This window comes from Candidatus Limnocylindrales bacterium (assembly GCA_035559535.1).
Classification (GTDB): Bacteria; Moduliflexota; Moduliflexia; order Moduliflexales; family JAUQPW01; genus JAUQPW01.
Map to the genome: position 1 here is coordinate 19073 of DATMBG010000015.1, position 14613 is coordinate 33685.

A 14613-nucleotide genomic window follows, 5' to 3' on the forward strand; every position below is an offset into this window, starting at 1 on the left:
GGTAAACTTTGGGAGGCCCTCTCTTCTGGCATATTCCTGGTCCCCATCACCCTCTCCCTCGCCATGACAGATTACCCTCCACCCTACAAGTTCGTATAACCTACCAGGGCCAGAGGTTTCAGGGAACTGTTTAACGCCGGGAACCTCCGGTTCCCTGGCCGTAAAACCTCGGGGGTTAGGGAGATTACTTTTCCTTCAATCGTATCAAACCACCTATAAAATAACCGGATTATGGGGGAGAGTCAAGGAGATAAATCTTAGAAGATTTGCTAATAGAGAAATTTCGCAATTATTTGATATTTCGCAACAAGCTAAATTCGAAAAAATCCAAACTACTCCCAAGATTCAAAAACCTCTGCCAGGTCTTCCAGTTTCTGAAGCACCTTTTCTCGTTTCTTCTCAAAAAAACCCGCTAAAAGTAGAATGAGAAGACCCGTCAGGAGAATACAAAGCCACTTAAAGAGAGAACTTTGGTAGCTCTGGATCACAACTTGAGCCAGGAGATCCATGACCAGGAAGATCGTGCCCAGATACAGAAAAACCCGAATACGTAAAGCCATACCTATCCCAATGCCCAGGAAACTCAGTACGGCTAAGCTTAAAGCGTGGGCATCACTACCACTGGTTACAACGGACCAGGCCGGTGAGGCATAAATAATCAGGGAGCCGAAAGAGCGAAGGTGCGAAAGATTTTCCCGACCCAGTGAATCCCTATGGATCTGCGCAATGAAAAGGATGGTCAATCCGATGGGAATAAAATAAAATTGGAGATCGGAGAGCTGAAGATCAGTCCAGAGTAGAAACATGGCTCCATCGTAAAGAATCGCAGCCAGATAAGCGAATTCTCTATTCTTTTTCTGGAAAGCAAGCAAGGCATAGTAGGAAGCTGCACAGGCGATGATAAAGGGATTCACGCCGGTAATTTGATCATAAAAGCTCTCTTCAGAAAAGGAATGCCAAACGGCTAAAGCCACCGATAGACCCGGCAGAATCACAGAAGTAACATAAGTGGGCCGTTGAAAGATTCTAAATCGATACTGTTGGGTTTTTATAGTCACCCACAACAGAAAGAAACTTAAACCGATCAGCATGACTTTACCCCAGAAAAGGGTTTGAATCACCTGGATGACCTTTAGATACTCGTAAAGACCCAGCAGGGTGAGTTCCCCTAAATAAACGATCCATTCTTGTTGGAAAAGGTAGGCTAACCAGAAATGAAGGACGGCTATAGAACCCAGGATAACGACCCCCAGAATCAGATCGAAAAGAGCCTTCTCCGGAGAAAGGGTGGACAGTCCCACGCAGAGACCGGCCGCAAGAGAGAGAAATAAGGAGACCCCATAGAAGAATCCGGGGGTCCACCCCAAGGTCTTAAACTTCTCCATACTTTTACCCAGATGCAGCCAGAAATAAGATAACATAAGGGATAAAAATCCCAGGGGAACCAGAACAGGAAGTAGCTCATTCAATGATATCTGATCAAGGGTATGAATTTGCGGGGTCATCCAGGTTATCAGCAAGTAATAAAAGCTTAGAGTGAATTCCAGGGTAGCCGTGTAGATCCAGCCCTTTTGATTAACCTGTATTCCCCACAAGAGATGGAGGACTCCGGTTAGAAGGAGGAGAAGTACCGAGGTAAGATGAAAGGTCCACAGACTCCCTAACAGGGCTACCAGGGATAAAAAAACAGAAAATTCAAAAAAAGGTGACAGGATCCACCCAGGAATCTCGGACCCCTCCTTCTCCGGAAGGGAGAAAAGGGGGGAAAGAAAAAGATGACCTACCTGCGCCCTATCCCTATAGGATAAGGCCCGGTGAACTCCCAGCCAAATAAAGGCAATTAAGAGAAGGGTACCTCCATGGACCCTGGTCAGCACTTCCGGAGTCCCCTCCCATAAGGAAACGGCCCATAGAGGAAGTAAAGTAAAAGCCCATAGGGACAGATACAGAAGAGCAAGCGAAGGTAAAAGAAGAAGATAAACAAGATAAGCAATACCCAGCAACCCGGTGGCAAATAGCTGTGCTCCCCAGGAAAACATGTTCATAGGGGCAGATAAAAAGAGAGCCCTCACCGTCCAGAAGGTCTGCACGATTAATAAAATCAACATTAAGCCGAGAGAAATATGATAAAAAGGCTTATAGGGAAACGAGAAGGCAGAAGAACGGGAAATTGAGAGAAGAGAGATGGAAAGTTCCCTGGGTGCGCCTTCAACTCCCCACCTATGGGCCCATATGCCCACAAAACCCCAGAAATAAGCCAGCAGGGTTAGCAGGAGAAAATGGAATTCAACGGGCCATCGATCTATCCAACCCAGGTAAATACCTGTTGAAAAAATCAGTACGGCCGGATAGAATAAAACCCCTTTTTGGAAGAAAACGGCCATGAGCAGAAAAGAGAAACCTATAGAAAAGGCGGTTATAAGGTGGTTATTCATCAGAGAAGGAGGAACTTCAAATCCTGGACCCTGCAGAGATCTAACTCCGAAGATCTGATTTATATAGAGGAAGGTTGCATAACCAGTCAGAACGAGCAAAGTATTAAAGAGAGGACGTAGAGAGTCTGGATACCCCTCAGGTTTCTTCAAAAGGAGATTTAACTTACCCAGTCCGTACCCGATGATCATCCAGCTTATGCTCAGAACTGAAAATTCCAGAGCCCGGTAGCTTACGGGAAGTTTATGAATCCCCCCCAAATAAGCGGCCAGATTTGCTGCCCCTATGGCGAGGTACCACCAAAGAGAATTCTTAAATTGAAGAGCCGCAAAGACATAAAGTAAGGCAACTCCCAGTAAAGCGAGAACGGATAGAAAAGACTCCTCTCCCCAGGTAATGGATAAGGCAATGGTAAGGGGAGATAAAACCAGGGCCGAGTAATCGAGGACCAAGATTATTTGAGAAATAAAAGAATCTAAGGAACGTGGATTGGTTTTTGAGGCATCGGTCCCGAGTCTGGAAACAGGCTGAAAGATATGGGGCAACAACTCACCCATACCCCAAAAAATAAGGCTATAGAAAGATAAAAACAAGCTGAGTAGAACGGGCGGGACCTGTAAAACAAAAAAAGTAGAAAAGAAGGATAGGATCAGACACAGGGAAGAGATATAGAGAAAGAAAGGACTTCTCAAACTATAAGAGACCTGTCCATATAGAATGGATAGAAGAAACGCAGTTACCGCAAGCTGGGATGAAGCCAGGGATGAAGAAGGGGCCGAATTCACCAACTGAAAAGTGCTGGAGATCTGAAAGAAGAGGGCTAACAGCGAAGTAGTCACGGCCATGACAGGAAAAGGATCGATCTGGGAAAGTTTAGAGAGGACCATCTCAAGGCCTTGAACTGGGTTGGACTGATCCTCTGGAATACCGGCAGAAGAAATAGAAGACGACAGGCTGTTCCGAAAGAAAAATCCCATAACCAACCAGATCAACCCCAGCAGAGCAAAGGTCATTCCCCGATAAGGAAGAGATATGGGGAGGAGTTCTGAAAGGGACAGAACCCAAAGAATTACACAGAAAAGGGAAAGACAAATGAGAGATCTCTGGTTAAAGAGATAACTTGCCACTCCATAGAGTAAGGCATATAGGATCGAAACCATAACCACGGCCTTCAGTTCAAAACAAGAAATTAGGATCAATACCACCGAAAGGGGAGTTCCTACCTGGTAGAAACAGTCAGCGAGTCTTTCTTCCCCCCTTTGACTCAACCACCGGGCTATTCCGATAAGGATAATATTAAAAGGAATGAAGGTTAGACCGTAGAAAGGATAAGGGAGTCGTTGGTATCCTAACTGAACGGCTGCGGTATCTCTCACCTTGAGGGCTATTTCCTGAAAGAAAATCGGTGAATAGAAGTAAGCGATACCCAACGAAAGGATAGTTAAGTAAGCAAAAAGTTTTCGTTTATATTGAAAAGCCGATACCCCATAAAGCTCCAACCCGATTAAGGCCGTAAAGAAGAGAGCATAGGGATTCTGGAGGGCAAAGATATAGGCTATAAATGAAAGTCCATAGCCGATCAGATAAGGAATAAGTGTCGTGATAGGCGGAGGTTCTTCAGGACCATGGCTTTGTCGGAAAATTCTTAACAAACCGTGGGCCGTTTGTATAAAGGGAATACCCACCATCATTAAGATCAATCCAGACCAGGAAAAGGGAATTTCTAGAGTCATCAGAAGTACCAGAACGTAAACATACAAAACGATGGCAACAACGAAAAAGGTATAACGTTTCTGGAAAAGGACCGATTCTTTTAAGTAAAATCCAATAGCATTATGAATTCCTATAAAAGCTATTAGCCAAAGCAAAAAGGCTACAAAAACGCTTGCGGGAGGATGTTGTAAGTGCAGGGTTGGAAGGAGGATATTCGCCACGGATAGGAACAGAAAGACCAAAAGATGATAGGGATGAATCCGATTTAAGAGTTCTTTAAGGGTTAGATGAGAAAGAAGAGCCGGTATTCCGGCCCCTAGGATAAAAATCAAGATACCCTTTAACTCGTTCAACAGCCTCAAGCGCTCCAGGTAAATAAAATTAAGAGGAAGTAAGAAGGCTGTAACCGTGAGAAGGATTTGGCCTGTTTTCTCCAATTCCAGTTTTCGGATAGCCAGGAGGCCCAGTCCATAAAAACTGGCCGTGTAAACGATCATCAGAAAGTAGCGTAAAAAAATGGGAAATTGATCCCAATATCGACCGACCAAAACTATGGAGGAAATTACGATCCCTAAAGCACCTAAAACCCCGAGCCATTTTATATTCTTTTCATCCAAAAATGCCTGCACTAAATGGACCCAACCCGATTCCTGCTGAATCCGACGATCTACCCCTGATAAGGGTTCTTGGACAGGGATGACTAAAGGGGATGGACCCGGATTTAGTATCAAGTCGGTCAACTGATTTCCGGTGCCAGGAGTCGGAAACTCCAGCTCGACCTCAAGCGAAGCCTCAGGGGTTTTTGAATCCCGATTCGGTTGCCTGGGGGTAGTTTTGGTTTGTGGGGAAGGCCCGGTTCTCTGTATGGGTTGAATGATGGCCAGAATCTCATCTTTTCTTGCGCTATATCTCCGTTTTAAAGTAAAAAAAAGATCCTGCTGGATAAATCCCTGGTTAAACCATTTTTCCAGTTCCTGGAGGAGATAATGAAGATGATCCAGTTCTTTGAGTAATGGGAAATTCAAAATAGAATTACAACCCGGGCAGGTCTTCTGAGAAGCGAAGACCTCTATCTCACACAAGGGACATTTCTGTACCGTTATTTTTTTCGCAGGAGAGGAAAGAGAAGTAGTTTCAACGGATTTTCTGAATAGGAATCCGAATAAAATCCCAAGAATCAAGCTTAACGGAAACAGATTAATCCTCAACATCGAACCCAAAACGATCCCCAACAAACAGGTCATCATCAGGGCCCGCAGGTTAAAAATAGATCGTGAGGGTAGGGGCATTGTCTTGCTATTACTTAAGGGGGTTCCACAAGAGGTACACTGAAGAATCGGATCGGGGTAGATTTCTCTGCAAGTGGGACATTCCATAAGATCGCCTCCTCTCTTTACCAACCATTTTCTATGGGAGGATATTCAAAGTTTTTGCCACAGGTGATTTTCCTGGATTGGAGAGGTTTTTCTTCTGACTCAGTGCGAAGTACATTTTGCAGATAACCGATTTGAAGAATCGACTCTTCTCTAACTTCCCTAAATCTCATCACTTATTTGCCTCTACAAAAAATTTTTTTAAGAGTTTCTATTTTACCCTTGACTTTTCGCCCAATCTTCACCACCCTATAGGAAATGAGGCAAATAAAAAGCGAAACTAACCTTGAACTTTTGTCTCCCCTTGCAGAAGGAGTGGAATATGGTTGGCATATTTAAAAACAAAAGAGCAGTAAGCCGAAAGAAAACACTTCCTAAAACAGGTTTTCAACAAAAAGTCAATCCAAAGTCCAAGTCTAATGGGAAGCGTTATCAGAGAATCTCTACAAAAACTTCAGGAAAAGTCATCGGATTCGGATTTATTGCCCTGGCTATATTTATCTTCGTCAGCCTTTTAACTTATCCGTCGCAGTACTGGTCGGATAGCAGAGCCTCTTACTACAGTAGTAGTGCGTTAGATATTTTTCCGGGTACGGCAGGCAACCTGACCGGTATAATGGGAATCCTGGTAGCGGGAATTATCTTTACTCTGTTTGGTACTGCCGGGTATTTGCTTCCTTTGATGGCTTTGCAAACCGGAATCCAGAGACTAAAGGGACCATCCTCTCGACAGAAGGCCCCTCGATGGAGTATGTTTTTGTTTCTCATCCTGCTTTCAGCTTTGTTTTTTCTCTTATCTGGGGAAGATCCCACTCGGGGTGGCATTTCCGGAGGACTTCTGGCAGGAGTTTTATTCGGTTTTTTCAATAAAGTCGGGGCCGGATTAATTATAAGCGTAGGCCTGCTTATTTCTCTCATGAAAATGACCAATTCTTCTCTGTTTTATCTGTTTTCCTGGTGGGGAACAGCTATCAAAGAACAGTTAAAAAAAAATACCAAAAAGCCTCTCATCGTCGCCGACTCGAAAAAACCGTCCGCAGAAGTTTTTCTAAAGAATGAAGAGACTTCCCAACCTGGTCTACCCCCCCTTTCCCTGCTGAAGGCGCCGGACCCCAGGGACCAAGAGGAGATTCAACAGGACCTGTTGATAAAGGCCCATATTTTGGAGGAGCGATTGAAAGGATTTGGGGTAGAAGGAAAAGTAACGGGCATCCATCATGGGCCGGTGATCACCCGATATGAATTTGAGTTAGCACCGGGGATTCGGGTTACTCGAATGGTAAACCTGGCAGATGATCTGGCCCTTTGTCTAAAAGCGAGCTCTCTTCGGGTTGTTGCACCGGTACCGGGTGAATCGGTAGTAGGTATTGAGGTTCCTAACGAAATCAGACAAATCGTTTACTTAAGAGAAATTATTGGTTCTGCAGAATTTCGTAAACAACGTTCCAGGTTAACTCTGGCTTTAGGCAAAGATATCAGAGGACGACCGTTTATAGCGGATTTAACCTGGATGCCCCATTTACTCATTGCCGGGGCAACAGGTTCTGGGAAAAGTGTTTGCCTCAATGCCATCATATGCAGTCTTCTCTTTAAAGCCACTGCCGAGGAGGTTAAATTTATCTTTATTGATCCGAAAAGGCTGGAACTTGGAATCTACGCCGGACTTCCGCATCTTCTAAGGCCGATTGTGACAGAGCCTGAGGAGGCTCTGGAAGCTCTCAATTGGGTCATTCTGGAAATGGAGAGACGATACAAACTCCTGGCTCCCTGGGGAGTGAGAAACCTTGCCCAATATAATGTTCTGTTACAAAGGAACGCAAAGCGAGAGGAAAAACCCTTACCGTATATTGTGATTATGGTAGATGAGCTTGCAGATCTTATGTTGGTTTCATCCAGGCGGGTAGAAAAACCTATGGTTCGAATTGCACAAATGGCCAGAGCTGTTGGAATTCACATGTTGGTAGCCACCCAGCGCCCTTCTGTAAATGTTATTACCGGTCTTATCAAAGCCAATTTCCCGGCCAGAATAGCTTTCAGAACAGCTTCCCAAATCGATTCCAGAACCATCCTGGATTCTAAAGGAGCAGAATCCCTCATTGGAAATGGAGATATGCTGTTCTTGACTCCCGGGGCAATCAGACCGGAGAGGATTCATGGAGCTTTTGTCAGTGAGGAGGAAATCCACGATCTCATCGCTTATTTGAAAAAACAGAAGGGTTTAAAACTTTTTAAGGGATGAGCCGCCCAGGATTCGAACCTGGCACCCTCTGCTTAAAAGGCAGATGCTCTAACCTACTGAGCTAGCGGCCCTTATTTAGATAAATTGGAGAACAGGTTACAAGGAAATATAGAGTAGGAAGTAGGGTTTTGTCAAGGGGAAAGATAGAATTGTATCTGGATACCCTGAGGGGTTTTTGTAGGAGATATCAGACTGAAACGGAGGATAAAGAGATGCAAGAATAGTCGGGACAGGGGGACGGGAGGAGCCTTGTTCGGCTCCTCACTTCTATGCTCCTATATCTCCGCACCCCCCGAGTCTCCTTTATCTGGAGGGTCGCTCGACCCCAGGTCTCGGCATATAATTCTCCTCTTCCAGAACCTCCAATAACTTAAAATAATCCCTTCGTCGTACAACCAGATAGGTAGGGGATATCTCATCTACAATAAACTTATGGATCCGCTTCGACTCTTTAAGCTCTTTAGCAAGGGCTTCATTATCACATCTCAGCAAAAAAGCATCGACAAAACCGATCCGTCCATAGGCACTTGTCCAATCCAAGACGGTTTGATGAACTTTTTCAGGTAACGGTTTTTCCGAGCATTTCCAGAGAAATTCAAGGATTTTATCTGGAGTTTCCCCTTCTTGTAAAGCTTTATAGATGGCATGTCGGGACAATTTATAGGTTAAAGTATCGGCAACCTTAAGTAATTCGGTGATTCTGGTTAAGTACCAACGAATAGAGAGGTCCAGATTTCTGGGAATGATAATTTCAAAATTAGGTTGAACGGAGAAGGTTTTCTCGCTGTGGTAGGGGAATAAACTTTCATCGTTCATGAGAACAGCATACCCCAAGGGGCTCAATTTAATTCCTACAAGGTTCTCACCGCCAGATTTTTGAATTATACCTTGTTCAATACAGCCTATGTAGAGCAAGAGGGAGAGAAAATGATCACTCCGATCTTCGGCAGGGGATCGGGACGAAAAATTTTTGGGTATAATGAGATCGAGGACCTTTTTCAAGGAAGCTTGTGAAATCCATGTATTGGAAGGAGCCAGCTGAAGAAGCTTTAAAATAAGGTGAGCTTCGGAAGAAGAAGATAGGTAGGCTTGCTGCCAGAATTTAAAAATTTCCTTGACCTTTTCAAAATCTGACTTTGCCAACCAGTTTGTAACTTTGCCTGTAAGGGTCAGGTGATTCCCGGTTATTTGAATAAATTGCTTCTCAGTACAAAATTTATAAATAAAATCGAATCGCTCCGGATAACCACCCTTCGTTGATTTTTCATCGTCATCTAGAGGTTGCTCCGGGAGTTCAAAGGTATCGAAAATTCGGAGCTGGGTCCTCTTAAAGATCAGATTTTCCTGGGTAAGTTTAACCTGATCCTTTTTTAAAAAGGCAAGGAAAGTGAAAATATCTCGAACCAGGGCCAGGTGATCTGAACGGATTATGTGAGGCTCTCCAGGCCATACCTCCAATTCTTTAACCATTTTCTGGGCGATAATTTCGATCAATGAATCCCTCAGATCCATGGAAACGGAATAAGCTTTACGTTTACTCGGTAAGACTAAAACAAGTCCATACTCCACCAGAGAGTTCATGAGTTCTTCGGCCCTATCCCCTGGAAATAGTTCTGTCAACAACGTATGACATTCCGGTATGGGAATACCGTCCTCATCTTTATAAAAAAGGACCAGCCTAAGCCCGGTACCTTGTGCCTCAGTGAGTTTATTGAATAAGTCAGCAAGAAACTTTTTATCTCTAAACTTAACGCTTAATAACTCAATGAGTCGGGCTTTAGAGTAAAGGTTACAGGCCAGGTTATTCTTTAAGGTAATGGTCTGAGCAAGCTCTATAGGGATCTGAGATAAATATTCCTGAAATCGTACCTTACTCTCTAAACTCAAAGCTATGTCCCTCCCCTCGTAAAGTTTAGTTGATTGGTTGGTTACGATGAATGATCAATTTATCTCCGGGCATTAACTGTTCTCCGGGACCCAATTTGTTCCACTTTCTAAGAAGATTTAGATCGACATTAAAGTTTTGGGAAACTTCCCAGAGGTTATCTCCTTTTTTAACGGAATAAATAATTTTCGCTTTCTTAGGAGGTTGAGATCGAGTAGAGACGGTCTTTTTAGCTGGATAATAAGGAGATTTATAAAGTTTACGCGTCCCTTTAATCCAGGTTCTTTTGGAGCCGGAAGACGCTCGTCCTTCAGAGGGTTTACTTAATTTATCATACCATATCTTCAATTCCTCATTGGGAGTTAAATTAGCCGTATTCAGTTTATTCCATACGATAAGCTGCGTCATAGTGACTTTAAACTTGGCTGCAACTTTACGTAAATCATCTCCCTTTTGGATCTGGTAAGTTACAAACTCCCGTTTTCTACCGGAGGGTCGGATGGGTTTTTCGTAACCGAATTCATCTGTTCCTGGCTGAGAGATAGTGGTAAGGGTTTGAGCCGACCCAGACTTAGAGGTAGCAGTTAATTCGTTTTCATCTGAGAAATGAATGGTAGCCAGAAGTTCCTTATCTGATGAGGATTTTAACCTGGAGGTTGCAGCGGTAAGGGTCCTTACAGGGGGATTTTTTTCCGGTAAGGAGGGTTCATTATACACCAGGGGAGATTCATAAACGGGATTAAGTCCGTACTTACCTGGATCACTGGCGATGATGATGGCAGCCTTCAGCATAGGAACATAATTTTGAGTTTCTGCTCCCAAATAGCCTGTACTGGAGAGTTCTTCAAAATCACGGGTTCGATATCGACCGATTGCGTTATGGATTTTATATTCTCCACTATTGTAGGCGGCAATAACCAAATCCCAGGAGCCCAACATCCGATAGAGGTCTTTCAGATACCTGGCTGCGGCATGGGTAGATTTTACCGGATCTTTCCGTTCATCAACCCTTTTATCAACCCGCAATCCATAGTTCCTGGCAGTCGAACGCACAAACTGCCACATACCCACGGCCCCACTGGGGGATACAGCTTCTGTTGAGAAACTGCTCTCTATCAAGGGAATATAGGCCAAATCTGCCGGAAGACCATAGGAACTAAAAATTTTTCTAATCATGGGTAAATATCTTGTAGATCGCTCGAGGCCTCTCAAAAAATTGGAATCCTCCTTTTTACGGGAATAAATATTAATCCACTCTTGAATCTTTTCATCTATTTCTATGGGAGTATTAAAAATCAAAGGAGGATTCTGATTGACCGTAGAAGGAGAGGAATTAGAACTTAAGGAAGCAGAGCTTTGGGTATTCGGCTTTGAATTATTATTTTCCAATCCATTGGGGGTAGGTGTCTGGGCGGATTTAGAATTATTTGCCTGGTCCTGAATGAGGTGAATTTTCAGTGAAAGCTCTTCATAGGTATCTTCAAGTTTCTTGTGGGATTCTGGATTGTTGTCTGCATCCAAAAGAGCTTTCAAAGAAAGTTCAAACTCCTTAGAGGCTAAATCCCAACGCTGATTACGATAATGTTCAAGACCGGCCTGATAGTGGCTCTGAGCTTGTTGGATGGCTTCCTCTACTTTGGATAGAGGAGGAGTTTCCGGAAGGGGTTGAGACTTAGGGGTTTCTGCTGTCTTCTCAGGAAGGGTACTCTTTTTTTGATGAGATCCACAGCCATAAAGAAGGAAAATAGAAATTAAAAAAATCCATAGATATGAACCGTTTAATCTAACATTTATCCTAAACATAGAGACTATCTCCTGTGAGTAAGTTAGATCAAGTTGGATACCTATTACTTTATTCTTCAAACGGTGCTAACAAAACCAACGTGGTGGTGATAACACACTCTTGAAATGTTGTCAATACCTAATTTTATTTGGATTGCAACTTGAGAAGAGATTTAGGGGGAAAAATAAAATTAAAAGAAAGGAAGGTAAGATAAATAAAGGATTTAAACTTCTGGAGAAGAATATCCGGCATAAAGAAGAATACCAGGCATTTCAGCCTGGTATCCGGGTTCATTAAAAATATCTGCCGCGTTTTTTCAAAAAATCGTTAAAGGCCTTCTGGTACAAAATGTCCCATTCCCGGGATCCTTCTTCAATCTTCCGGCTGTAGGAGCTTAATACCCTTCGAGCTTCCCGGTCTGCATCTTCTTCTACTTTAAGTTCATCGGTGATAATTCGGATAATGGCGGATCTTAACCTGTTTTTATCAACCCGCAACTTTGCAAGGGTAGGATCCTGGAGGACCTTTACCACCAAATTCGATAAGTGTACAATTTTATCTTGACTTAATCGCATGGGAATTCCCCTTCTCAGAGAGCATCAAGAATCTTTCAAAGGCTGTAGACCTTTGAAAGGTTAATTTATTACAAAATAAGGTTTCGTTCTTTAACCAATTTCTGCTTGACCTTCCGGAACATCTCGTGATAGGGAATATTTTCCTTCCTCATTATGTCGGTATAATTTTCCAGAATATTTCTAACTTCTTCATCCAGCCTGTCCTCTACTTTGAGATCTTCTGTAATAGTTCGACTAACCTGGGCTTTGATTGTTTTAGAATCCTCCACCGGCTCAAGGTATCCTTCCTCTATGAGCTTATCAACCAAAAGGTTGGCAATAAAATCGATATATTCTTGACGTAATTTCATGGAAACTCCTGTTTAGTTTTTTTACCACTAAAATGATAAACCTTTACGTTTTACCATTACTTTTTTTAATTATCCATTAAGAAGGAGGAATTGTCAATCGGGATTTAACCTTTGAGAAGCTTAAATTTCTCTTTGGACTCCTGGAGGAGACCAATCCGTAGAACCCTTGACAATTCTTTAACCAAGGCGGAATGTATAAACATGAGAGAAAGTCTTTTAGATGTAGAGGAATCTTCCCTAAGAGAAACTTTTCAATCCATAGGCGAGCCCGGATACCGCGTTGCCCAGGTTTTAGACTGGATCTATCAGAAAAAAGTGCCCACTTTTGCAGAAATGACCAATCTCCCCATTCACCTGCGGGATTTTCTAGACAACCACTACAAAATAGATCCTTTAACCCTCCTAAATTATCAAGAATCAGCAGATGGAACCCTTAAGTTTTTATTCGGTTTAGGGGATAATGAAAAAATCGAATCGGTTTTAATTCCCATGAATCAGAACCTGACCTTATGTATCTCTACCCAGGTGGGATGCCCACTGGACTGCAAATTCTGCTTGACCGGGGTGATGGGTTATACCCGAAATTTAACTGCGGGAGAAATTCTGGGTCAGGTTCTCTTTATTCAAAGGTGGTTAGGACCTAGAAACAGGATTTCCAATATAGTCTTTATGGGAATGGGAGAACCGCTGGCGAACTATCAGAATACCATCAAAGCAATCCGGGTCATGCTTTCGGAGAAAGGACTTAATTTATCTAATCGAAAGATTACGGTATCTACCTCTGGAATCGTGCCGGGGATAAAGAAATTGGGACAGGAGGATTTTATCGTCAACCTGGCCGTCTCTCTCCATGCCCCCTCCAATGACCTTCGGAGCCAATTGATGCCTATTAATCGGAAATATCCTTTAGAAATGCTCCTGGAGGCCTGTCGAGAGTATCCACTTCCCAAACGGCGTCGGATTACTTTTGAATATGTTCTATTAAAGGGTGTGAACGATAGACCTGACCATGCGAAGGAGCTGGCTAAAATTCTTAAGGGTTTTCGATGCAAGATTAATCTGCTCCCCTTTAATGAAGCTCCAGAGCTTCCCTATGAGCGACCTTCAGATGCGGAAGTACTCCGATTTCAAAAAATTTTAATCGAACAAGGTTATTCGGTGTTCATTAGAACCAGTCGCGGAAGAGACATTTTAGCGGCCTGTGGTCAATTGGCCATACGTTCCTCTAATAGGGGATGTTCTGGTTTTAAACTGCGTCCCATGAGTTCGGCTACAGCATCTGCAGGATTCTTTCCCTCAAAGAGCATGGCATAAACTTGCTCGGTAATAGGCATTTCTACGGCATGGCGTTTGGCAAGGCGAACGGCAGCCTGGGTGGTTTTAATCCCCTCTGCAACCATTTGCATCTGAGCGATAATTTCATTAAGCTTTTGCCCTCTACCAATAGCTAACCCAACCTGTCGATTTCTACTTAACTCCCCAGTGCAGGTTAAAACAAGATCTCCTATACCGGCCAGCCCGGCAAAAGTCAAGGGTTGTGCGCCCATAGCGATACCCAGTCGTGTAATCTCGGCCAACCCTCGGGTAATGAGAGCTGCCCGGGAGTTGGTTCCATACCCCAATCCATCGGAAATGCCCGCCGCCAGTGCAATGACGTTCTTCAAAGCTCCTGCCAATTCAACACCTATAACATCCAGGTTGGTATAAACCCGAAAATAGGAGGTTGTAAAAAGATTTTGGATAAACTCTGCCACCTCTCTGTGAAAGGAGGCGGCTACAACAGCCGTTGGAAGATGCTGACAAACCTCTCTAGCAAAACTGGGACCGGAAAGAACTCCGATACCGGCTGCCTGAGGCAGCACGGCGGTCAGAACTTCTGACATGCAAAGAAGTGTTTCGACTTCGATTCCTTTTGTCGCACTGACTACGATGGCTTGTGGGCTAAGATAGGGGGCATATGACTGGCTAATCAGTCGGGTTACATGGGAAGGAACGGCCGAGATAATCAAAGTTTGTCCTTTCACAGCTTCCTTCAAGGAATGACTCAAAATAACCGACTCCGGAATTTTAAAACCGGGGAGGTAAACCGAATTTTCTCGAGTTTCTTTCATTTTTTGGAGAAGTTCCTCCCTACGAACCCATAGAGTTATCCTGTAGCCTTTCTCCCCTAACAGAATGGCCAGGGTTGTTCCCCAACTTCCGGCTCCTATGATACCAATCGAGTCTATCATAATACCTTAATAAATTCGACACGAATTCTAA

At 43.6% G+C, this 14613-nt stretch carries 9 protein-coding genes and 1 tRNA gene; 2 read left to right on the plus strand and 8 right to left on the minus strand.

The features are described from left to right. Positions 1–332 precede the first annotated feature (332 nt). Both VNM22_04490 and VNM22_04495 read right to left on the minus strand, forming a co-directional pair. Positions 333–5522, minus strand: coding sequence for a hypothetical protein (locus tag VNM22_04490; GenBank protein HWP46402.1), 5190 nt, complete (start codon positions 5520–5522; stop codon positions 333–335). 17 nt (positions 5523–5539) lie between these two features. Beyond that, positions 5540–5695 (minus strand): hypothetical protein, encoded by a 156-nt coding sequence (locus VNM22_04495; GenBank protein ID HWP46403.1) that lies wholly within the window; start codon positions 5693–5695, stop codon positions 5540–5542. 146 nt (positions 5696–5841) lie between these two features. Between VNM22_04495 and VNM22_04500 the strand changes: the two genes are divergently transcribed. Continuing rightward, positions 5842–7758: a DNA translocase FtsK 4TM domain-containing protein gene (locus VNM22_04500; GenBank protein ID HWP46404.1), complete on the plus strand. Its 1917-nt coding sequence runs from the start codon at positions 5842–5844 to the stop codon at positions 7756–7758. Here VNM22_04500 and VNM22_04505 read toward each other — a convergent pair. From VNM22_04505 to VNM22_04525, 5 genes are all read right to left on the minus strand, one after another. Further along, positions 7756–7829: transfer RNA gene (locus VNM22_04505), tRNA-Lys, on the minus strand. The two genes, VNM22_04500 and VNM22_04505, sit on opposite strands and share 3 nt — an antisense overlap. A 232-nt stretch (positions 7830–8061) precedes the next feature. Next, entirely contained in the window at positions 8062–9645 is a 1584-nt protein-coding gene (locus VNM22_04510) for a helicase-associated domain-containing protein (GenBank protein HWP46405.1), read from the minus strand. Between the two features lie 25 nt (positions 9646–9670). Beyond that, a complete protein-coding gene (locus VNM22_04515; protein ID HWP46406.1) occupies positions 9671–11446 on the minus strand; it encodes a transglycosylase SLT domain-containing protein in 1776 nt (591 codons plus the stop codon). 273 nt (positions 11447–11719) lie between these two features. Beyond that, the gene (locus VNM22_04520; protein HWP46407.1) at positions 11720–12001 is read right to left on the minus strand and encodes a DUF507 family protein; all 282 of its coding nucleotides are present in this window, start codon (positions 11999–12001) and stop codon (positions 11720–11722) included. 68 nt (positions 12002–12069) lie between these two features. Continuing rightward, positions 12070–12351: a DUF507 family protein gene (locus tag VNM22_04525; GenBank protein HWP46408.1), complete on the minus strand. Its 282-nt coding sequence runs from the start codon at positions 12349–12351 to the stop codon at positions 12070–12072. 201 nt (positions 12352–12552) lie between these two features. On the opposite strand from VNM22_04525, the gene rlmN reads away from it, so the two are divergent. Then, positions 12553–13665 (plus strand): 23S rRNA (adenine(2503)-C(2))-methyltransferase RlmN, encoded by a 1113-nt coding sequence (rlmN, locus tag VNM22_04530; GenBank protein ID HWP46409.1) that lies wholly within the window; start codon positions 12553–12555, stop codon positions 13663–13665. On the opposite strand, the gene VNM22_04535 is transcribed toward rlmN, so the two are convergent. Continuing rightward, positions 13557–14582, minus strand: a complete 1026-nt coding sequence (locus VNM22_04535) for an NAD(P)H-dependent glycerol-3-phosphate dehydrogenase (protein HWP46410.1) — start codon at positions 14580–14582, stop codon at positions 13557–13559. The genes rlmN and VNM22_04535 overlap by 109 nt on opposite strands. Positions 14583–14613: the final 31 nt, after the last annotated feature.